Here is a 21469-nt window from a genome sequence, read left to right as displayed (position 1 = left end):
GCTAGCGCGCCCGTGGCGGGCGGATAATATCTTCGGTCCGCACCGGGTAGTGGTCGTGTTTCCGGTCTGAAAAATAATGTTGCAGGGTGCGGGTAATCACGGGAAAAGCGAGCTGTTCCCATGGTATCTGGTGTTCCTCAAAAAGCGCAACCTCCAGAGATTCAGGCCCGGGGCCAAAATCCAGGTCCGTGAGATGACCCCGGTAGAAAAAATAGACCTGATTAATCTGCGGCAGATTAAACAGTGTGTAGAGACCGCTCAATGCAATGTTGGCGCGAGCCTCTTCCCAGGTTTCCCGGCTGGCGCCTTGTTCCGTTGTCTCTCCGTTTTCCATGAACCCCGCTGGCAAGGTCCATAACCCATAACGTGGTTCGATCGCACGTTTGCACAGCAGAACCTTGTCCTCATGGATGGGCAGGGTGCCGGTAATAATGCGGGGGTTCTGGTAGTGAATCGTATTGCAGGTGTTACACACATGCCGGTGTCGGTTATCACCTTCTGGAATCAACCACGCAACGCCTTCTCCGCAGCTACTACAAAACTTCATCGTTCACGCTCCGGGCAAACGGGATGATTTTGGCGTTAGTTTGAGGTGGGGTGTCGGATGGTTGGTTCAGCTGGGTCATCAATTCGGCAAAGGACGCATTCATCATGCGCGAAAGTCGGACGCAGGCGCCCATGGCCGAGCTGGAAAGCTGGCGCTGTGCGTCGATCTGGAATTGCAGCCCCCGTAACCGGGCCTGTGTATCGGGATTCGCACCACTGATCACCTGATCTACCAGTTGTCGGCGCAAGCGCTCGAGAGCCTCCGGATTTTCGCGGGAAAGCGCCAATAAGTCGTTAAATTCCGGCAGGTTCATGGTCAGTACAACGGTTGTGCTTGGGCATTAACCCTATACTACCAGAAGCCCCGGCCGGTGGGGTGCAGTGGGCTATTTTTCTCGGGGCTCGTGGTTATAATGGCCGTTGAGGTGAGATTATGTTGTTGCAGCTCTCGAAGAGTTTACAGGCCCGGGACTACACGTTGGACGCCAAAGGGGCCTTCCCGCGCCAGGCTGCGGTCCTGATTGCTTTTACCCGTGAACCCGATCCGCAGGTATTGTTGACCCGTCGGTCAGTGGAACTTAAGCGTCATTCTGGTGAGGTGGCATTCCCCGGTGGTTGGCTCGACCCGGAGGACACCAGTTTACTGTCTACCGCGCTCAGGGAGACCCATGAAGAGCTGGGCGTGGAGCCTGCTTCAGTGGAGGTGCTGGGCCCCTGGCGTTCGCGTTATGCCCGGGGTGGTATTCGTGTTCAGCCAATTGTAGGACTGATTGACCCTGATTTGCCGTTGACACCGAATCCCGATGAAATAGACGATGTGTTCAAGGTGCCGGTCAGTTACCTGTTAAAAGACGAACGTTTCCGAACAGACGTTTTTCAGGAGTCAGGTGTCGAACGTTGGATTCCAGCCTATCAGTACCAAGGTTTTGAGATCTGGGGGTTCACCGCGGGCGTCCTGATTGACTTGCTCAACAAAACGTTGGGAGGCGGTATAGTCCGCGATCATCCGAGTGCACCCGTGCGCCACTTTGTTCGGAACTGAATGGTTTCTTCGCAGGTATTTTTATGACGCTTTACCAACTGGGCAAGGCCCGCCCTGTATTTATCGGGACTGGTCATTTTGTTGCGGACAGCGCCAATCTGATTGGTGATGTAGTACTTAATGATGCCAGCAGTGTCTGGTTTAACGCGGTTATCCGTGCCGACAATGCCACCATTACTCTGGGCGCCAGAACCAATGTGCAGGATGGCGCCGTTTTGCATACGGATCCTGGTCTGCCGCTGACCTTGGGAGATGATGTAACGGTGGGCCACAATGCCATGCTGCACGGTTGCGAGGTGGGCAGTAATACTCTGATTGGTATCGGTGCGGTGGTGTTGAATCACGCCAAAATAGGGCGCAACTGTATCGTGGGCGCGAATGCACTGGTGACGGAAAGAATGGACATTCCCGACAATTCATTGGTCGTCGGGAGTCCGGCTAAAGTTGTGCGTACGCTCGATGATAAAATGGCAGAAATGCTATCGCTGAATGCGGATGTGTATGTCAAACACGGCGCGCGCTACAACGCCGAGCTGAAGCCAGTCGAAAAATGACCGAAGTAGTTAAATCTCCGTGTATTTCTGTGTGCGCTTTGAATGACGACGATGTGTGTATTGGCTGCATGCGAACCGTTGAAGAAATTACCGGTTGGCGAAGCATGACGGAGCGGGAGAGGGCAGAGGTGATGGAGCGGGTCAGGCACCGGCAGCGGGAAAATAATCCGTTTGCCGGCTGAAGCGTTATTCGATTTCGTCGTCAGTCGGGATGCGCGTAGCTTTTACCCGCTCGATCATTTTGGTGTTAGTGCTCAGTACTTCAAAGCGATAATTTTTTACTGCCATACTCATGTTGGTGGCGGGAACGCCCTGAAAAATATCCACCAGTAAGCCATTGATGGTTTTGGCCTCTTCGGTGGGGAGTTCCCAATCGAGTTCACGATTCACGTCACGTAGCGAAACACTGCCGCCGATAATGTACCAGCCATCACCGTTGTCGGTGATTTCTTCTTCGTGTTCCCGCGCCTTATCGCTGGTAAAGTCCCCGACGATCTCTTCGAGCAGATCTTCCAGCGTAATGATGCCTTGCACGTCACCGTATTCATCAACCACAAAGGCCATCCGGCGCTTTTCTTTCTGGTAATGCAGCAACTGGGTATGCAGGGGTGTCGATTCTGGCACGAAATACGGTTTGCGACAGAAGCGGCGTATGTCGGCATGGGTAATGGTGCTGTCATCGCCGAAAATAAAGCGTGCCGCGTTGCGAAGATGCAGCGTGCCGACCACGTTATTGATGTCGCCTTCATACACAGGCAGTCGGGTGTAGTCGCTGGTGCGAATCTGTTTCAGTAGCGTGGGAATGTCATCTTCCAGATTGAGCCCCACTACGTCGTTGCGAGGCACCATGATGTCTTCAACGGTGGCTTTGCCGAGGTCCAGTACGTTCAGCAACATGCCTTGGTGTTGATCAGGAATCAGATCGCCGGCCTCATCCACCACGGTCCGGAGCTCGTCCGGGTGCAGATGCTCGCTATTGGATTCTGCTTCCGGGTTTACCCCGAGTAATCGGGCCAGCGCGTTGGATACGGTGTTGACCAGCCAGACAGCGGGATAGAGTATAAACAGCAATGGCTTGAGGATTATGCTGGCAGGAAAGGCAATTTTTTCGGGCTTGATGGCAGCCACGGTTTTGGGGGTCACCTCGGCAAAGATCAGTAGCACCAGTGTCAGCAAAACACTGCCAATGGCCACACCCAGATCGCCGTACAAGCGCATGGCGATAATGGTCGCGATTGACGTGGCCAGCACATTGACGAGGTTGTTGCCAATCAGGATTACGCCAATAAGGCGATCGGGGCGCGCCAGTAATTCTGACGCACGCAGTGCGGCGCGGTGCTTCTTGTTAACCAGGTGCTTCAACCGATAACGGTTAAGCGACATCATGCCCGTCTCAGAGGAGGAAAAGAACGCGGAAAGAAGTATAAGACCAGCCAGACTCCAGAAGAGCAGGCTAAGGGGTATATCGTTCAACGGAGGGGTCCATGTATCTTTAAAGGCGGTATCTTGCAGTAGAAGGCCAAAATAGGCAAATACCGATTGTTATTGAATGCCCAAAACCAGTTCAAGCACGAATTTGCTGCCGAAAAAAGCCAACATCAGGGCCGCAAAGCCTCCCAGAGCGAACCGGACAGCAGTGTAACCCCGCCACCCGAGATAATGGCGTCCCCACAAGAGGCAGCCGTAGATCAACCAGGCCGCCACCGAGAAAACGGTTTTATGTGCCAAGTGCTGTGCTAACAAGTCCTGCACGAAGAACCAGCCTGTGGCCAGGGCGGTGGTCAGCAGAATGAAACCCAGCCAAAGCAGTTCGAACAACAGTGATTCCATGGACTGGAGTGGCGGCAATGCCTTGATCAGGCCGCCGGGCTGATGATTCTTGAGCTGGTGCGTCTGGTACGCCAGTAAGACGGCCTGGGCGGTTGCAATGGTCAGTAGGCTGTAGGCAAGTAAGGATAGGATGACATGCAGCGCCAGACCTTCGGTTAGCGGGGTGAAGTGATCGGGGTGGTGCGATCCGAGTAACAGGCTCACACAAACAATGCTCAGCGGCATAAGTATGAGCAGGAGTGTGTGCACGGGTTTGCGGAAGCTCGAAATCAGCACCAGCGCATTCATTACCGCGGCCACCAGACTGCCTGTGGCAAAAAAACTGAGGTTGATGCCGTTGGTCGAAAACAGCAGCGGCAGGAGGCCCGACCAGTGAAAAACAACCGCGGTCAGGGTCAGGCTGTAAAACGTGCGGCCGCCTACGGGCCGTTTATTGCTGAATTGGCGGACACCAAAACCGGTTGCGGCAAGGTAAAGCACAATGGCCGCCAGATTGGCTGCAAGCGTGTAAATCAGCATTCCGTTATGCCTGTGTACTGGGTCTGATCCTGTGGTCATGCAGTTTGTCATAGCCTGCGCGCAATGAGAAGCAAGCGCATCAATCTTCCGCAGTTCCGCTCGGCTGCGGTATACTGTGCGCCAATTTTCGGCGGATACGCCCAGTAATACGGATTTTTTGGCCACGCGATGTTTGATAATTTAACCGAACGCCTATCAAAAACCCTGCGCAATATCACCGGTAAAGCGCGCCTCACCGACGACAATATCAAAGATACCTTGCGCGAAGTGCGCAAGGCGTTACTGGAGGCTGACGTCGCCTTGCCGGTGGTTAAGACCTTCGTTGAGCGTGTGCGTAAACGCGCGGTCGGGGTAGAGGTAGCCCGGGCGTTGAATCCCGGTCAGCAATTCCTCAAGGTGGTACAGGCCGAGTTGGTCGACTTGATGGGGCAGGCCAACGAGTCGCTCAATCTGGCTCAACAGCCGCCCGCCGTCGTCCTGATGGCAGGACTCCAGGGTGCCGGTAAAACCACATCGGTGGCAAAACTTTCCCGGTTCCTGAAAGAGCGCCAGAAGAAGAAGGTATTGGTCGTCAGTGCCGACGTTTATCGTCCTGCCGCGATTCAGCAGCTCGAGACGCTGGCCGGCGAAGTGGGCGTAGAGTTTTTCCCGTCCAGTGCAGACCAGAAGCCGGTGGACATCGCCCGCAATGCGGTGGCGCACGCGAAGAAGCAGTTTGTCGATGTGGTATTGGTGGATACTGCCGGTCGCCTGCATGTGGATGAGGCCCTGATGGAGGAAATTCAGGCCGTCCATAAGGCGATCAACCCGGTGGAAACCCTGTTCGTGATCGACGCCATGATCGGTCAGGATGCGGTGAATACCGCCAAGGCCTTTAATGATGCGCTGCCGTTGACCGGTGTGATTCTCACCAAGGCAGACGGCGACGCCCGCGGTGGTGCTGCGCTGTCTGTGCGCGAGGTAACCGGCAAGCCGATTAAGTTCATTGGTGTGGGTGAAAAGGTGGATGCGCTGGAGCCGTTCCATCCCGACCGGATCGCATCCCGCATTCTCGGTATGGGCGATCTGATGTCGCTGATCGAGCAGGCCGAGCAGACCATCGACAAGGAAAAAGCTGAAAAGCTGGTCAAGAAAGTGGCCAAGGGCAAAGGGTTTGACCTTGAGGATCTGCGCGATCAGTTGGCGCAAATGCAGAATATGGGCGGTTTGGGCGCCATGCTGGACAAGATGCCGGGCATGGCGGGTGTGTCCCAGCTGGCTCAGAACGCCGACATGAACAAGCAGTTCAAGCAGATGGACGCCATCATCAACTCCATGACGCCAGCCGAGCGTAAAAATCCAGACCTGTTGAACGGCTCGCGCAAACGGCGTATCACGCTGGGTTCAGGCACCCAGGTGCAGGATCTGAACCGTCTGCTCAAGCAGCACAAGCAAATGGCCAAGATGATGAAGAAGATGAAAGGTGGTGGTATGGCCAAAATGATGCGCGGCCTTGGAGGTATGATGCCGGGCGGTGGCATGGGCGGCCTGCCACCGGGATTCCGCTGATTTATCAGTACCCAATTCGCGCTAAGCCCCTGAAATCCGGCGAAAAAACCCGGTTTCAGGGGCTTTTTGGCTATACAGGGTGCATTTTTTACCCTAGAATACCGCGCCTTTCGCAGGCTCTGTCTGCATTTTGTCGTGTGCCGTCTTTAAGACGCACGTAATTAACAAATAGGAAGAAGACTTACATGGTAAGCATTCGTTTATCTCGCGGTGGCTCTAAGAAGCGTCCGTTTTATCATCTGACCGTAACCAACAGCCGCAGCTCACGCGATGGCCGTTACCTGGAGCGCGTAGGTTTCTTCAACCCCACCGCCCGTGGTCAGGAAGAGCGTCTGCGTGTGGATCTGGCCCGTGTTGAGCACTGGGTAGGTCAGGGCGCACAAGTGAGCGACCGTGTTGCCGCTTTGCTGAAAGACGCGCAAAAAGCCGCTTAATCGCGCTTTCCGGGGCCGCCGCTATGGTCGACAAACAGTCGAATCTGATTGATGTAGGGCGGGTTACCTCGGTGTTTGGTATTAAAGGTTGGGTAAAGGTGCATTCCGATACCGAGCCGCCGGAGAACATTGCCGGTTACTCACCCTGGTGGTTAAAAACCCGCCACGGGGTGAAGGCGATGGAGGTTGAAGAGTTTCAACCGCACGGCAAGGGCTTTATCGCCCGCTTTAAAGGGGTCGATGACCGCGACGGGGCTGAAGCCTTGGCGCGTGTCACCATCGCCATCGAGCGATCGCAGTTGCCGCCGTTGGCGCCAGAGGAATACTACTGGCACCAATTGGAGGGTTTGAAAGTGATCAACGAATATGAGGGCGAACCTCAGGTGCTGGGATGCGTTAAGCATCTGCTGGAAACCGGGGCCAACGATGTGTTGGTCGTGGCGCCCACGGAAGACAGCCTCGATGATCGCGAACGGCTGGTGCCTTATGTACCAGGTCAGTTCGTGAAGCAGGTGGATCTTGTGGAAGGCCTCATCCGCGTTGAATGGGATCCGGACTTCTGAGTCAGGTTATGACCGGCACAGCACCAGCGGTACAGGCACCACTTCGGGTGGCGGTGATTACACTGTTTCCTGAAATGTTTGCCTCGATCACCGATTACGGTGTGTCGGGGCGTGCGGTTAAGCAGCAGCGGATTGAGATCCAGTGCTGGAACCCGCGGGATTTTACCGAGGACAGGCACCAGACTGTGGATGCCCGTCCTTACGGTGGGGGCCCCGGCATGGTCATGCTGGTGGAACCCCTGCGCCGGGCAGTGAAAGCTGCTCGGGCGTGGGCCGGTGAGGCAGCTGAGGTGGTGTATCTGTCACCCCAGGGCAAGCGCTTCGATCAGCCGGCAGCGCAGGCTTTTGCCAGTAGCGAACGCAACCTGATACTGGTGGCGGGCCGCTATGAAGGCGTGGACGAGCGCTTCATCGAGCTCGACGTCGACAGTGAGTGGTCCATTGGCGACTATGTGCTGAGTGGCGGGGAGTTAGGTGCCATGGTGATGCTGGATGCGATCACGCGCCTGTTGCCCGGTGTGTTGGGCCATGCCCAATCGGCAGAACAGGACAGCTTTACCGATGGTTTGTTGGATTGCCCGCATTACACCCGCCCGGAGGTTTATCCGGCAGGTGAAGAACAACATGTGGTACCCGACGTTTTGCGTTCCGGGGATCACGAAAGAATCCGCCTTTGGCGGTTACAGCAGGCATTGGGGCGCACTGCATTGCGGCGTCCCGACCTGTTGGAAGGTAAGACCCTGACCGAGGAGCAGCAACGGCTGCTGACGGACTTTCGTCGGGACCTCGAGGCGAAAGGCAGTAATTGATGCCTTTCTATCTAGCTGTGAAGCTACACACTTGTTATTTCGGAGAACAACATGACTAACAAGATTATCCAAGCCCTCGAAAACGAGCAGTTGAAGCAGGAAGTCCCCGAGTTTGCACCCGGCGACACTGTGGTTGTACAGGTTAAAGTAAAGGAAGGCGACCGTTCACGTCTGCAGGCCTTTGAAGGTGTTGTGATTGGCAAGCGTAACCGCGGCCTGAACTCAGCGTTCACCGTGCGTAAGATTTCTTACGGTGTTGGTGTTGAGCGTACTTTCCAGCTGCACAGCCCGCTGGTAGATTCAGTTACTGTCAAGCGTCGCGGCGACGTGCGTCAGGCCAAGCTGTACTACCTGCGTGATCTGGCTGGTAAAGCTGCACGCATCAAGGAAAAGCTCAACTAAGTTGGGTGTTTCTGAAAAACCGGCCTTTTGGCCGGTTTTTTTATGCCTGTAGAATAAGGGCATAAGTCAGGAGACTGTATGATCGATCGTTATCTCGATGCAATCTGGATGGAAAAAGGGTTAAGTGATCTCACGTTGGCCGCATACCGGAAAGACTTGAGTCAACTAGCGGAATTCCTGCAAGGCAATCTGGAGCATGCACAAACCCCGGCGCTTCAGGCATTTTTGGCGCATCGGTTCGCACAGGGCGCCAGCGCCCGCTCCAGCGCGCGTCAGCTGTCCTGTTACAGAGGTTTTTTTGCCTGGCTGGTACGGGAAGGGTTTCGGCGCGACGATCCCGTGGCCACAATCAGCAGCCCCAAGCTGGGGCGCCCTTTACCAAAGTCACTGACAGAAGCGGATGTAGAGGCGCTCTTGGCAGCCCCTGCCCTTGATGAGCCCGTTGGCCTGCGCGACAAGGCGATGCTCGAGTTGTTGTATGCAACGGGGCTGCGGGTAAGTGAGCTGGTAGGCCTTGCACTATCCGAGATCAATTTGCGCCAGGGTGTCGTGCGGGTAATGGGTAAGGGATCAAAGGAGCGTTTGGTGCCGCTTGGAAGGGCAGCCATTGAATGGCTGCAGCGTTACCTGAAAGAGGCGCGGCCTGATTTGCTGAAAGGGCAATCCGAGGTGGTATTCCCCAGTAATCGTGGGGAGCAAATGACACGCCAGACCTTTTGGTACCGCGTTAAACACTGGGCCAAGGTTGCCGGTATTTCAAAGCCGCTGTCGCCACACACTCTGCGTCATGCCTTTGCAACGCATTTGATAAACCACGGTGCTGATTTGCGTGTGGTGCAATTGCTGCTGGGACATTCAGATTTGTCTACTACCCAGATTTACACCCATATTGCCCGCGAGCGGATGAAACAATTGCATGGTTTGCATCATCCAAGAGGTTAGGGCGCAGGTTTTCGCGTTCGGAGTCACTGCGCAGGTGCGCATAAGCAGGTATTATTCAGACGTTTATTATCAGTTTTATAAGGAACCATCATGTTGAAGCCTATGTTGATTGCCATGGGAATCGGTCTTGCTCTGGCGTCAGGACAGGTAACAGCCCAGCTCGCGCCTTCGGCGTTGCCCGTATCACCTGACGTTGAAGCGCATCTCAAGCGCAAGATTGGTGCTGCGATTCCACATATGGCAGTCACTGGTATACAACCTGGGCCTTTCCCGGGTATCTATGCCGTTTCCCTGTCCAATGGTCCGACCCTGTACACGGACGCAAAGGGCGATATGTTGGTTGCCGGTGATCTTTACAGCATCAAAGGTCAGAAACTGGTCAACGTCCGGGAGCTGGAGCTGCAAAAAGTACGCAAACCCATGTTGGCCTCGCTTAATAAGGACGACATGATTGTGTTCCCCGCCGAAGGAAAGCAAAAAGGGGCAATCTATATTTTCACGGATGTGGATTGCGGTTATTGTCGGAAGCTGCACCAGGAGGTGCCGGCGCTGAACAAAGCGGGCGTTGAGGTAAGGTATCTGGCGTACCCCCGCGCCGGTATCGCCAGTGAATCCTATAACAAATTGGCTCACGCCTGGTGTGCCGATGACCCCAATGCCACCCTGACCCGACTCAAGCAGGGGCAGCAGGTAAGCGGCACTGTCTGCTCAGACAATCCGATTGCTGCCCAATACCAGCTGGGAGCGGAGATGGGGGTAGGTGGTACGCCTGCTATTTTTCTTGAATCTGGTGAAATGATTCCCGGCTATAAACCTGCTCCAGAGTTGCTGAAGATGCTTGGCATCGATTCCTGAGCAAGGTTTGTCCTCAATCCCAGGGGTAAATACCCCAGCTGACCCGGCAGCCTGATTGACAGTTGCTGCCCGGGTCAGTAAGGTTGCGGCTTTTGCAAGAATAAGCCTGTTTTTGTCCTATTGTCGCAACAATTTCTTGTGCAATTTGCCTTTCAGAGGAAGTTATTTTGAAACCTGTCAAAGTAGGCCTGTGTGGCCTCGGTACTGTTGGCAGCGGTACTTTTGCTGTGCTTTCACGAAATCAATCAGCCATCAGTGCTCGCGCGGGCGTACCGATTGAAATCGTCCATGTGGGCGCGCGTCGCGATAATCCGGCCTGTGACCTGGCCGGTGTAAAAGTCAGCCGCGATATTTTTGATGTGGCCCGCGACCCTGAAATCGATATTGTTGTCGAGCTTATTGGTGGCACAACCACCGCCCGGGAACTGGTTTCAACGGCAATTGCCAACGGTAAACATGTCGTTACCGCGAACAAGGCTTTGATTGCCGAGTTCGGCAATGAATTATTTGCAGCGGCGCAAGCGCAGGGCGTCAGCATTGCGTTCGAGGCCGCAGTGGCCGGCGGTATTCCTATCATCAAAGCCTTGCGCGAAGGACTTGCCGCAAACCAGATCGAATGGCTGGCCGGCATTATTAATGGCACGGGTAATTTTATCCTGACCGAGATGCGGGACAAGGGCCGTGACTTCCACGATGTATTGAAAGAGGCCCAGGCACTTGGCTATGCAGAGGCGGATCCGACGTTCGACGTGGAGGGGATCGATGCCGCGCACAAATTGGTCATCCTGGCGTCTTTGGCGTTCGGGATGCCGCTGCAATTTGACAAGGTGTTTACAGAAGGTATCAGCCAGATCGCGCCGGAAGATGTCAATTACGCTCAGGAATTGGGGTATCGGATCAAGCATCTGGGGATAGCCCGGCAGACCGAGGCCGGCATCGAATTGCGAGTGCACCCTACAATGATTCCTGCCAAGCGTCTGATCGCCAATGTGGATGGTGTGATGAATGCCGTTCTGGTGAAAGGCGATGCCGTTGGACCGACACTTTATTACGGCGCGGGCGCCGGCGCTGAACCCACAGCGTCAGCCGTTGTGGCCGATATAGTCGATGTGGCGCGCACCTTGTCAGTGAGCACGTCGCAGCGCGTTGCGCATTTGGGTTTTCACGCCTTGGCAAATCCAAATCCCAACATTCTTTCCATGGATGAAGTGGAAACAGCCTACTACTTGCGTTTACTGGCGGAAGACCGGCCGGGTGTCCTGGCAAAAATCGCCAACATTCTGGCGGAAGCGCACATCAGCGTAGAAGCATTGATTCAGAAAGAACCCATCAACGGTGCTGCAGAAGTACCGCTGATTCTGTTGACCTCACGCGGACGTGAGCGTCAGCTGATGCTGGCGATCGATAAAATCGAAGCGCTGTCCGAAGTGCACGGTGGTGTGACTCATATCCGTGTGGAATCACTCGGCTAACGTTTTAACCAATTGGATTCAACTGTGAAATACATCAGTACCCGCGGGCAAGCGCCCGCGTTGTCTTTCGAAGACGCTGTGCTTACCGGGCTTGCCAGTGATGGCGGCTTGTATGTGCCGGAGAATTTACCCCAGTTCAGTAAAGACACTATTGCCGGCTGGGCCGGTTTATCCTACGACGCCCTGGCGTTTGAGGTGATCAAGCCATTTGTGGCAGGCGCTTTGACCGACGAAGAGCTGCGTACCATTATCCAGAAGGCCTATAGCAGTTTTCGCCACCAGGCTATCGCGCCTTTGGTACAGACCGGGCACAACGAATGGATCTTGGAATTGTTTCAGGGGCCAACGCTGGCGTTTAAGGATTTCGCACTGCAGTTTTTGGGACATCTGCTCGACCACATTCTCGCCCGCCGCAAACAGAAGGTAGTGGTGATGGGTGCGACCTCGGGGGATACCGGTTCGGCCGCGATTGAAGGTTGCTCGCGCTGTGAAAATATCGATATCTTCATACTGCACCCCCATAATCGCGTCAGTGAAGTGCAGCGCCGTCAGATGACGACGGTTCTGAGTGACAATGTGTATAACATCGCGCTGGAAGGCAATTTCGATGATTGTCAGAATATGGTGAAGGCCAGTTTTGCCGATCAATCTTTCCTGCCCGATGGCCGGCAATTGGTGGCAGTGAATTCCATCAACTGGGCGCGGATCATGGCTCAGATTGTGTACTATTTTTACGCCGCCGTCGCTTTGGGTGCACCGCACCGGGCAGTCTCGTTTTCAGTGCCTACTGGTAACTTTGGCGACATCTTTGCGGGCTACCTGGCGCGGAAAATGGGGCTGCCCGTTGAACAGTTGATTGTGGCCACAAACGCCAACGACATACTGCACCGCTGTATCAGCGCAAATGATCACAGCAAAAAGCCATTGATACACAGTCTGTCGCCAAGCATGGATATTATGGTGTCCAGTAACTTCGAACGTTTATTGTTTGATCTCTATGGGCGGGATGGCAAGGCCATCGCAGAACTGATGGCGTCGTTTAAGTCAGGCAGTATGACCCTGTCCGAGTCTGCGTTGCAGAAGGCGAGAGAAGTATTCAGCAGTTATCGCCTTGATGATGAAACCATGACCAAGGTAATTGCTGGTGTTTACGACACGACCGGCTATTTGCTCGACCCGCATACTGCCATTGGCGTCGAGGCTGCGCGCAAGTGCCGTGCAAATGTTTCAACGCCGATGGTGTGTCTGGCCACGGCCCATCCAGCGAAATTTCCCAAAGCGGTCGCTAAAGCGGGCGTTACCGATACGCCCGCTTTACCACACCACATGGCCGATCTTTTCGACAGAGAAGAGCGCTACCAGGTGTTGGCGAATGACCTGGCCGGCGTCCATCAGTATATCAGCGGACAATTGAGCTAATATAAGGGAGCATCCGCTCCCTTTTTTATTATTGGTAAGTGAATTATGCGTACCCATACCACTGAAATGTCAGTTCTTGTTACACCGGAAATGAGTAATTTCGGGGGCAAGATGCACGGCGGCGAACTGCTCAAACTGTTGGATAAAGTGGCGTATACCGCTGCCATCCGGTATTGCGGATCTTATGTGGTGACTTTGTCTGTGGATAACGTACTGTTTAAGCAGCCAGTCGCTATCGGCGACCTGCTGACGTTGATGGCTTCTGTGAACTATACCGGCACCAGTTCGATGGAAATCGGCATCAAGGTTGTTTCAGAAAATCTCGAAACCGGTGTGGTGCGCCATACCAATACCTGTTATTTCACCATGGTGGCGGTAGACTCAGATGGCAAGGCGATACCGGTCGAGCCGCTTGAGGTTAAAACCGATGAACAGCGTCGGCGCTGGCAGCAAGCGGAAGAGCGCAGGGCAGCGAGAGTGCGCAAGCGCACTCATTCATAAATCACGTAGATTTTAGTGACTTTTTCGGGTGTCTCCCAAGTCCCTTTAAAGCCTGCCGGTATAACAAAGTTGTCTCCGGTTTTCACCCGGCTTTGTAGGCCTTGCTCATCTGTAATAATGGCCTCGCCATCCAGAATATGGCAAAACTCATCCTCGCTGTAACTGATGTGCCAACTTCCGGCATCCGATGACCAGGTGCCCACATGAAAGTTGCCCGCCTTGTTGGTGAACTGGTGGTAAGTTTCCGTGTGCGGATTGCCTGCTATGCGTTTTTCTGCCGCAACCGGTGCGGTACTGTGTGCACCGAGGCCTTCGGCAATGGTTAACAATTGAATGGTCATTTTTTGCTCTCTTTCGTGTTTCCAAGGCCAGTGTAGAGCAAGACTCCGCCCAGTGCTTTGCCCCAGACGTGGTATGCTAGGGCCTGTTCACACTATTTTGGTTGCCGCTGTTGCGGCTAGAAAAGCGTCAATTGAGTGATGCGGCATTCCGACGCGAGAAGCGCAGTTTGGTTACTCCAAATAAGTGACGAGCAACGACAAGTGGCGCTTTTCTAGCCGCAACCCGGAGGGCTGGCCCCATTTTTGCGCCCAGCATCGTTGTTGGTCGCTTATGTAGCTTTTGCTACACGGCGCCCCCACCGCCTTGCTGAGCACAAAACTGGGCTCCAGCAGCGACAATCAAAATAGTGTGACCAGGTCCTGCCTATGAAAATCCAGACCCGACATTACACCCCAGACGACTGTCAGTTTTCGCCTGCTATGCCCGCTGTGTTGCAGCGTGTTTATGCGGCCCGGGGCATTCGTTCCGAACAGCAATTGCCAGACAAGCTCAGTGAGTTGTTGCCCCCGAATATGAAGGGCATGGATGCGGCAGTTGCGTTATTGACCCAGGCCGTAACCGATCAGAGGAAAGTGCTTATTCTGGGCGACTTCGATGCCGATGGTGCCACCAGTTCTGCATTGGCGGTATTGGCATTGAAAGCCATGGGCCTGCAGACGGTGGACTATCTGGTACCCAACCGGTTCGACTACGGCTATGGTCTGACGCCTGAGATTGCCGCAGTGGCAAAAACCTTTGACCCCTGGTTGATCGTGACTGTGGATAACGGCATTTCCAGTATTGAGGGGGCCAGCGCGGTTAAGGCCGCCGGCATCCGCTTGCTGATCACCGATCATCATCTACCCGCCGATGAATCGCCTGATGCTGACGCCATCGTCAATCCCAATCAGCGCGGCTGTGAATTTCCCAGTAAAAATCTCGCGGGCGTGGGTGTAATTTTTTACGTATTGAGTTGTTTGCGAACAGCCCTTCAGAAAGCGGATTGGTTTTCGCGGATGGGTATTTCGGCTCCTGCCATGGGCGAGTTTCTCGATATCGTGGCATTGGGTACGGTGGCCGATGTGGTGCCGTTGGATGCCAATAATCGTCTCCTTGTGGCGCAGGGATTGGCCCGGATACGTGCAGGTCGTTGTCGGCCCGGTATCATCGCCTTGTTGCAGGTGGCTGGGCGCAATTATCAGCGGGTGGCGGCCCAGGACATGGGTTTTTTTGTGGGTCCGCGATTAAACGCCGCCGGCCGCTTGGATGATATGTCCTTAGGTATCCGGTGCTTGCTCGCCCCGGATTATGAAGAGGCTCTGGGATTGGCGCAGCAATTGGATGATTTCAATCGGGACCGACGCCAGATAGAAGCCGGTATGCAAAAAGAAGCGGAAGCCTTTTTGGCCCGGATGCAGGATGATGATCACAATCCTTGGGGCGTGAGTTTATTTCACGAGCAATGGCATCAGGGCGTGATTGGAATTCTGGCGTCGCGGGTCAAAGACAAATTACACCGTCCCGTTATCACTTTTGCCGATGCAGGGGATGGGCTGATCAAGGGTTCCGGTCGCTCCATTCAAGGACTGCATTTGCGGGATGCTTTGGATCGGGTGTCGGTAAAGAATCCAGGGCTCATTAAAAAATTCGGTGGCCACGCCATGGCGGCGGGCTTGACCATAGCGCGCGCAGAATTCGAGCGTTTTGCAAACGCTTTCGATCAGGTGTGCCGGCAGTTATTGACCGAAGCCGACTTGCAGGCAGTGATATTCACGGACGGTGAGTTACTGCCAACCGAGCTGAATCTGGATACGGCATTTTTGCTGGCAGATGCAGGCCCGTTCGGGCAACAGTTCCCCGAGCCCCAGTTCGAGGGTGAGTTCATTCTGCGCCAGGCGCGCATTGTGGGCAACAAGCATTTGAAAATGACCGTTTCACCCGCCCAAACGCCGACGCTGCAGCTGGATGCCATTGCGTTTAATGTGGATGTGGCAGTTTGGCCCGATGCATCGGTTGAGCGTGTGCGTTTGGTGTATAAGCTGGACGTCAACGAATTCCGCGGGCAGCAATCGGCGCAGCTGTTGGTGACTTACCTCTGCGCCAGTTGAAGGGCGTCCAGCACCTGGTCTTTCATGGTGTTTTGCGCCGCCGCGGTGGGGTGAATGCCGTCGGCTTGCATCATGCCGTCAACCAGTGCCAGTTCTGTGAGGAAAAAAGGGATTAAGCGAGCGTTTTTGTCGGCCGCCACCTGACTGAAAATCGCGGTAAATTTTTCTGTATAACGCTTGCCGTAATTGGGTGGAATCTGGATTTCCATAACGACCACCTCGGCACCAGCGGCTTGGCCCAGGCTGACCATCTGGGAGAGGTTTTGGCGCAGGGTTGCCAGTGAGTAACCCCTCAAGCCATCGTTGCCACCCAATTCGATGATCAGTATCTCGGGCGAATATTTATCCAGCAAAGCCGGCAGACGGGCAAGGCCACCCGCGGTGGTGTCGCCACTGATGCTGGCATTGATCACCTTGTAATCATTTTTCAGATCCTGTGCCATCAGCGAGACCCAGCCCTGATCCGGGTGTTCAAGACCATAGCCGGCACTCAGGCTGTCACCCAGTACTAACAGGCGGGGGGCTGGTTCCGCTGAAACTGAGACAGACAGCAGCAAGCCCGCGAGCAATGATAAGAACCACTTCATGGAATCTGATACCCTTCCTTTCAACGTAATAGGTATGAGGGCCATCTTGTGGGAGTTACATGCTCCCTGCAAGCCTCTCCCGGTAAACCGAATGTTTTATGATAGGAGCAGTCATTTGTTATCGGCAACCCGCATCAGTAAAACCGTGATGACCCAGTCCGGCCCGCTTACCATTCTGGATAACGTCAATCTCTCGCTGGCTGCAGGTAAAAGCCTGGCCATTGTGGGGGCTTCAGGGTCCGGTAAATCCACGCTGCTGGGCATATTGGCCGGTCTAGATACGCCCTCGGAAGGCGATGTGATCATGGATGGCCAATCGATCACAGCGCTGACGGAAGATGAGCGGGCCACAATCCGGTTACAGAGTGTGTCATTCGTATTTCAGTCATTCCAGCTATTGCCGGGCCTGAGCGCGCTGGAAAACGTGCTGCTGCCGCTTGAGCTCAAGGGTGTCGCCAACGCACGGGATAAAGCCGAACATTATCTGACCCAGGTGGGCCTGGCCGACCGGCTGCATCATTTCCCGCCGCAATTGTCGGGTGGTGAGCAACAGCGTGTAGCGGTAGCGCGCGCATTTGCCAATGAACCCCGTATTTTGTTTGCCGACGAGCCCACAGGTAATCTGGATGCGCAGACCGGCGAGCGGATCATTGATTTGCTGTTCGACATGAATCAGCGATCCGGCACCACGCTGGTATTGGTGACCCACGAACAGCGACTGGCGGCCCGTTGTCATCAGCAGTTGGTGATTGAAGCCGGCAAGGTGGCGCAAGCGGTTGATGAAACCGGGAGTTTGCAACCGTGTTGAGTTTGCGCATGCTGCGCAGGAATGCCCGTGCGCAAGAGGTACAAATTCTTGGTTTGGCGGTTATTCTCGCGGTGGCGTTGGTCACCGCGATTTCGCTGTTTGCCGGCCGGCTCGAATCCGCCATGGTGGCGAACGCCAATCATTTTCTTGCCGCCGATCGACAAGTCCGTTCCAACGCCGAGATCCCTGAACATTGGCGGCTGCAAGCCGATCTTGCCGGTGTGCGTCAGGCCGATACGGTGGAGTTTGCCTCCATGGTGTTCAACGGCGATCACGCGCATCTGGCTTCGGTGAAAGCGGTATCGGATGATTATCCGTTATTGGGTGAGCTTGAAATCGCCGGCGCGCCGTTCAGTCCCGTAGCGCCGGAAGTGATCACCCGTGGGCCTGCGCCCGGTGAAGTCTGGGTAGAAGGGCGCTTGTTTCCCTTGCTCGGGATTCAACTCGGAGACCGGCTGGAAGTTGGCGAAAGTGAACTGATCGTCAGACGGGTTTTGGTTAAAGAGCCGGACCGGGGCCAGAGCTTTGCCAGTTTTGGCGCCCGTGTGCTGATGAATCTGGCCGACCTGCCTGCTACCGGAGTGATCCAGGATGGTAGTCGGGCGAGCTATCGCTGGCTATTGTCGGGTGAGAAAGAATCTATCGACCAGTTGATCAAAGCGCTGGATCCCGCGCTTACCGTTCATCAACGGGTGGTGACGCTGGAGCAAGCGCAAGGCCGGGTAGCGGAAAACCTTGCGCGCGCGCGCAGCTTTCTAATGTTGGCCAGTGTGTTCGGGTTGCTGTTGGCAGGCATTGCGGTGGCCATTGCGGCGCAGCGATTCTGCGCGCGCCACGTGGATCAGGTGGCCCTGTTGAAGAGTCTGGGCATCGTCTCTAATCGCATTCGCGCGCTTTATTTTTCCCAGATACTTTGGCTGTGCCTGATTGCCACCGGATTAGGCTTGTTCACCGGGTGGGCCTTGCATTGGTTTATCGCCGAAAGTCTGGTCCGGCTGATGGATGTAGTGTTGCCTGCGCCCGGCTTAGCGCCGTTTTTATTGGGTGCCAGTGCCGGCTTTTTGTGCCTCGCGTTGTTTGCATTGCCACCGCTCTGGCCTTTGCCCACTGTGGCTCCGATCAAAGTGCTGCGGCGGGAAACGCCGGTGGCGACCACGCCTGGCAAAATCCAATTGCTGTTGGGTGTGGCGAGCTTTTTCGCACTGCTTTGGTTTTACACCCAGAATATCACCCTGTCGCTGATCGTAGTTTCCGCCTGGGTGCTGGTGGCGTTGGTTTCTGTGGGGTTGTGTTTGCTAGGGCTGCGCTGGATGCACCGGTCGGCCTCACGCCTGGGCAGCCAATGGCGGCTGGCGGCGGCGTCTTTGCGCTCGCGCCAAGCCGAGACCCTATTGCAACTCGTGGTTTTCGGCAGTGCACTGATGCTGCTCGCCAGTCTGTTGGTGATGCGCGGTTCCTTGCTGGATGAATGGCGCATGCAGTTGCCAAAAGACGCTCCCAACCACTTTGTGGTTAACGTGGCGCCCCATGAGTTGACCGGCTTTGAGCAGCTATTGTCTGAAGCGGGCCGGCAACACCGTGGGCTCTATCCGATGGTGCGCGGGCGCATTACGGCGGTTAACGGTGAAGGCGTGGAAACCCTGAGGCCTGAACGCGAGGACCGTGAAGGGCCGGAGGCGTTAACCCGCGAACTGAATCTCAGTTGGAGCGAATCTCTGCCGGAGGGCAATCAGCTGGTATCGGGCGAATGGTGGGGAGATTCAGCTGAGGGGGATGTTGCCATTTCGGTAGAACAGGAACTGGCGAAAAATCTCGGTCTCGAACTGGGTGACACAGTGACCTTTTCCATTGGTGGCCTTGAGCTCAATGCCCGGGTGGCCAGCACTCGGTCGTTGCGGTGGGACTCTTTTACCCCCAATTTTTATGTGTTGTTCTCTCCGGGCGCATTGCAGAACTTTGCCCCCATGTATATGACCAGCTTCTATGCACCGGATGATGGCGGGCGTTTTGTGGCGTCCATCATCAAGGCGCACCCGACGGCGCTGGTGATCGAAATGGATAAAATTTTTGATCAGATCCGCCAGGTGGTGGAGCAGGTGAGCGGGGCAGTGGAGTTGGTCTTCTGGATTGTGCTGGTGGCCTCCCTGTTGGTGTTGTTGGCAGCGGTCAGTGCCAGCATGGAAGCCCGTACCCAGGAGTTGGGTCTGTTGCGGGCCTTGGGCGCCAGCCCGGGGTTGTTGCGTTGGCGCCTGGTAATCGAGTTTGCGGCCCTCGGCGGGCTTGCCGGCCTGTTGGCAGCATTCGGCGCCGAAGGTTTCTTGTTCGCCTTGCAAACCTTCATTTTCAAAATGGCGCCCCAGTGGCATCCGGTGGTATGGGGTTTAACGCCGTTGTTCGGGGCACTGGTCATTGGCGCTCTGGGTATCCTGCGTTGCCAGCATCTGCTGCGAATTGAACCGGCACAGGTATTGCGAACGGTATAGGGTAAATTCCCCGAGGTCTGCTGACACTTGACCTTGCCCCAGGGGCAAGGTTGATACTGTCGGCAGTACAACATTTGGGGGATTTATGGTGTATATCCATCAGGCGGCCGAGCGCACGGGACTCAGCCCTAAAGCGATTCGCTATTACGAGCAGCTGGCACTGGTTGTCCCGGAAAAGTGCCCGGACAATGGCTATCGGCTTTACAGTCGCGAGAATCTCAGTCATTTATGCTTTTTGCAGCATGCCCGCGGCGTTGGATTCTCCGTCAAAGAAGCGGGTGAGCTGTTGGCACTGTACCGCTCAACCCAGTCCCACAGCGCCAAGGTTAAGGCGTTAGTGGCGGACAAACTGCAGATCCTGGCTGCCAAGCGCGCCGAATTGGAGCGGCTGGAATCGGTCTTGTCTGATCTCTGGGCCTCCTGTGATGGGGATGATTGTCACCGCTGCGCCATTCTTGAACGGCTCGCGGGAGAGGAGTTTCACCATGTCTGATCATCCTAAGTCTTGCCATTCCGACGTCAATGAAACAAACGTTGCACCAACCCGTTGCTGTGAATCGGCGGCGAAACCAGCAGAGCCTGCAATCGGTTGCTGTGCGCCGGCCAAAACGGAGACCGCCGTACACACCCATGCACCCGAGGCGGCCGGCTGTTGCCCGGAAACCAAGCGCCGGGATTATTTGCTGTGGGGCGGCTTATGCCTGGTGGTATTGCTATACGGTGCGCATCTCAGCGCACTGTTGCCACACGATGGCCTCGGCATTGCCGCGCATACGGTTTTTGAGCTGATCAATACCATGTGGTGGGGCGTGGTGATCGCCGCCCTGTTTGTGGGGCTGCTGGCAGCCATTCCCCAATCGCTCATTATGGGTATTCTGGGGCAGGGCGGCAGCAAACGCGGCGTGTTCAGGGCCACCGCTGCCGGCTTATTGCTGGATTTGTGCAGTCACGGTGTGCTGATGGTGGGCATGCAGTTGTACAAGCGGGGGGCGAGTCTTGGGCAGGTGATGGCGTTTTTGATTGCCACGCCCTGGAACTCTTTGTCGCTCACCATCATCATGATTGCACTCATAGGTCTGCCCTGGACCTTGGCGTTCATCGGCCTCTCGCTGCTGATTGGTTTAGTCACCGGATTATGGATTGATCGTCTGGTGGCGACCGGGCGGTTACCGGCAAACCCCCACCACGAGCCACTGCCGGCGGATTTCCGTTTGTGGCCTGCCATCAAGGCTGCCTGGGCCGGGATTGAGTGGCGCTGGGGGCTGGTACCGGAGACGCTCTGGCGTGGGCTCACCGGCTCTGCCATGGTCATCCGCTGGTTACTCGTAGGTGTCTTGCTGGCCGCGCTAGTGCGGGCCTTGATGGACCCGGCGTTGTTCAGTCAATGGTTCGGGCCCACGTTGCTGGGGCTTGCGGCCACGCTTGTGGCCGCCACCATCATCGAAGTGTGCTCCGAGGGCTCAACCCCGTTGGCGGCTGAATTGATGACCCGTGGCGGTGCGCCCGGCAATGCCTTTACATTCATGATGGCGGGCGTTTCCACCGATTACACCGAGATCATGTCGCTCAAGGACACCACCGGTCAATGGCGGCTGGCGCTGGCATTGCCGCTTTATACGCTGCCCCAAATCCTGGTGGTGGGCTGGTTGCTTAACAGCCTGAATTGATTGGAAAAACAGCACTTCTCTGGGTTACAATCCGCGCCTTTCGTCCGGCCCGGCCGTGC

General features: G+C 55.5%; 24 protein-coding genes. 18 read left to right on the top strand and 6 right to left on the bottom strand.

Annotated elements, in window-relative coordinates; all coding sequences use genetic code 11:
• Position 1: 1 nt before the first annotated feature.
• Positions 2-547, bottom strand: a complete 546-nt coding sequence (locus M5M_RS03490) for an NUDIX hydrolase (protein WP_024330238.1) — start codon at positions 545-547, stop codon at positions 2-4.
• Positions 534-860: a DUF3135 domain-containing protein gene (locus tag M5M_RS03485; protein ID WP_015046085.1), complete on the bottom strand. Its 327-nt coding sequence runs from the start codon at positions 858-860 to the stop codon at positions 534-536. The genes M5M_RS03490 and M5M_RS03485 overlap by 14 nt, the downstream gene beginning before the upstream one ends.
• Before the next feature lie 119 nt (positions 861-979).
• Between M5M_RS03485 and M5M_RS03480 the strand changes: the two genes are divergently transcribed.
• Genes M5M_RS03480 through M5M_RS19820 form a run of 3 tightly spaced genes read left to right on the top strand, consistent with a single transcriptional unit; the run spans position 980 to position 2324 of the window.
• Positions 980-1588, top strand: a complete 609-nt coding sequence (locus M5M_RS03480) for a CoA pyrophosphatase (protein WP_015046084.1) — start codon at positions 980-982, stop codon at positions 1586-1588.
• Between the two features lie 23 nt (positions 1589-1611).
• Positions 1612-2142, top strand: coding sequence for a gamma carbonic anhydrase family protein (locus M5M_RS03475; RefSeq protein ID WP_015046083.1), 531 nt, complete (start codon positions 1612-1614; stop codon positions 2140-2142).
• Entirely contained in the window at positions 2139-2324 is a 186-nt protein-coding gene (locus M5M_RS19820) for a DUF1289 domain-containing protein (RefSeq protein ID WP_016389205.1), read from the top strand. Before M5M_RS03475 ends, M5M_RS19820 begins: the two co-directional genes overlap by 4 nt.
• Positions 2325-2328: 4 nt before the next feature.
• Here M5M_RS19820 and M5M_RS03470 read toward each other — a convergent pair whose 3' ends face one another.
• Positions 2329-3615 carry an HlyC/CorC family transporter gene (locus M5M_RS03470; RefSeq protein WP_024330239.1) on the bottom strand — a complete coding sequence of 429 codons (1287 nt, stop codon included), beginning with the start codon at positions 3613-3615 and terminating at the stop codon, positions 2329-2331.
• A gap of 69 nt (positions 3616-3684) precedes the next feature.
• The gene (locus M5M_RS03465; protein ID WP_015046081.1) at positions 3685-4491 is read right to left on the bottom strand and encodes a cytochrome C assembly family protein; all 807 of its coding nucleotides are present in this window, start codon (positions 4489-4491) and stop codon (positions 3685-3687) included.
• A 168-nt stretch (positions 4492-4659) separates the two neighbouring features.
• Between M5M_RS03465 and ffh the strand changes: the two genes are divergently transcribed.
• The 10 genes from ffh (at position 4660) to M5M_RS03415 (ending at position 13436) form a co-directional block, all read left to right on the top strand.
• A complete protein-coding gene (ffh, locus tag M5M_RS03460) occupies positions 4660-6039 on the top strand; it encodes a signal recognition particle protein (RefSeq protein ID WP_015046080.1) in 1380 nt (459 codons plus the stop codon).
• Between the two features lie 185 nt (positions 6040-6224).
• Positions 6225-6473 (top strand): 30S ribosomal protein S16, encoded by a 249-nt coding sequence (rpsP, locus tag M5M_RS03455; protein WP_015046079.1) that lies wholly within the window; start codon positions 6225-6227, stop codon positions 6471-6473.
• Positions 6474-6496: 23 nt separating this feature from the next.
• The gene (gene rimM / locus M5M_RS03450; RefSeq protein WP_015046078.1) at positions 6497-7036 is read left to right on the top strand and encodes a ribosome maturation factor RimM; all 540 of its coding nucleotides are present in this window, start codon (positions 6497-6499) and stop codon (positions 7034-7036) included.
• A gap of 8 nt (positions 7037-7044) precedes the next feature.
• A complete protein-coding gene (gene trmD / locus M5M_RS03445) occupies positions 7045-7845 on the top strand; it encodes a tRNA (guanosine(37)-N1)-methyltransferase TrmD (RefSeq protein ID WP_016389204.1) in 801 nt (266 codons plus the stop codon).
• 51 nt (positions 7846-7896) lie between these two features.
• A complete protein-coding gene (rplS, locus tag M5M_RS03440) occupies positions 7897-8247 on the top strand; it encodes a 50S ribosomal protein L19 (RefSeq protein ID WP_015046076.1) in 351 nt (116 codons plus the stop codon).
• A 78-nt stretch (positions 8248-8325) separates the two neighbouring features.
• A complete protein-coding gene (gene xerD, locus M5M_RS03435) occupies positions 8326-9189 on the top strand; it encodes a site-specific tyrosine recombinase XerD (RefSeq protein WP_015046075.1) in 864 nt (287 codons plus the stop codon).
• A 90-nt stretch (positions 9190-9279) separates the two neighbouring features.
• Positions 9280-10044 (top strand): DsbC family protein, encoded by a 765-nt coding sequence (locus M5M_RS03430; RefSeq protein ID WP_015046074.1) that lies wholly within the window; start codon positions 9280-9282, stop codon positions 10042-10044.
• 167 nt (positions 10045-10211) lie between these two features.
• A complete protein-coding gene (locus M5M_RS03425) occupies positions 10212-11516 on the top strand; it encodes a homoserine dehydrogenase (protein ID WP_015046073.1) in 1305 nt (434 codons plus the stop codon).
• 24 nt (positions 11517-11540) lie between these two features.
• Positions 11541-12935, top strand: a complete 1395-nt coding sequence (gene thrC / locus M5M_RS03420) for a threonine synthase (protein ID WP_015046072.1) — start codon at positions 11541-11543, stop codon at positions 12933-12935.
• A gap of 45 nt (positions 12936-12980) precedes the next feature.
• Positions 12981-13436: an acyl-CoA thioesterase gene (locus M5M_RS03415; protein WP_024330241.1), complete on the top strand. Its 456-nt coding sequence runs from the start codon at positions 12981-12983 to the stop codon at positions 13434-13436.
• Here M5M_RS03415 and M5M_RS03410 read toward each other — a convergent pair.
• Positions 13427-13777, bottom strand: a complete 351-nt coding sequence (locus M5M_RS03410) for a cupin domain-containing protein (RefSeq protein WP_015046070.1) — start codon at positions 13775-13777, stop codon at positions 13427-13429. The two genes, M5M_RS03415 and M5M_RS03410, sit on opposite strands and share 10 nt — an antisense overlap.
• A 366-nt stretch (positions 13778-14143) precedes the next feature.
• On the opposite strand from M5M_RS03410, the gene recJ reads away from it, so the two are divergent.
• Positions 14144-15865, top strand: a complete 1722-nt coding sequence (gene recJ / locus M5M_RS03405) for a single-stranded-DNA-specific exonuclease RecJ (RefSeq protein WP_015046069.1) — start codon at positions 14144-14146, stop codon at positions 15863-15865.
• Here recJ and M5M_RS03400 read toward each other — a convergent pair.
• Positions 15847-16452, bottom strand: coding sequence for an arylesterase (locus M5M_RS03400; RefSeq protein ID WP_015046068.1), 606 nt, complete (start codon positions 16450-16452; stop codon positions 15847-15849). The genes recJ and M5M_RS03400 overlap by 19 nt on opposite strands.
• Positions 16453-16543: 91 nt before the next feature.
• On the opposite strand from M5M_RS03400, the gene M5M_RS03395 reads away from it, so the two are divergent.
• From M5M_RS03395 to M5M_RS03380, 4 genes are all read left to right on the top strand, one after another.
• Positions 16544-17260, top strand: coding sequence for an ABC transporter ATP-binding protein (locus tag M5M_RS03395; protein ID WP_144062378.1), 717 nt, complete (start codon positions 16544-16546; stop codon positions 17258-17260).
• Positions 17254-19743 (top strand): ABC transporter permease, encoded by a 2490-nt coding sequence (locus tag M5M_RS03390; protein WP_015046066.1) that lies wholly within the window; start codon positions 17254-17256, stop codon positions 19741-19743. The genes M5M_RS03395 and M5M_RS03390 overlap by 7 nt, the downstream gene beginning before the upstream one ends.
• 85 nt (positions 19744-19828) lie before the next feature.
• Complete coding sequence (locus tag M5M_RS03385; protein WP_015046065.1) at positions 19829-20236, top strand: MerR family transcriptional regulator; 408 nt, start codon at positions 19829-19831, stop codon at positions 20234-20236.
• On the top strand, positions 20229-21410 hold the full coding sequence (locus tag M5M_RS03380) for a permease (RefSeq protein WP_015046064.1): 1182 nt from the start codon (positions 20229-20231) through the stop codon (positions 21408-21410). Before M5M_RS03385 ends, M5M_RS03380 begins: the two co-directional genes overlap by 8 nt.
• The last annotated feature ends 59 nt before the right edge of the window (positions 21411-21469 follow it).

This window comes from Simiduia agarivorans SA1 = DSM 21679 (genome assembly GCF_000305785.2).
Classification (GTDB): domain Bacteria; phylum Pseudomonadota; class Gammaproteobacteria; order Pseudomonadales; family Cellvibrionaceae; genus Simiduia; species Simiduia agarivorans.
The sequence above is the reverse complement of the archived record's forward strand: the minus strand, read 5'-3'. Positions and strand labels throughout refer to the sequence as shown.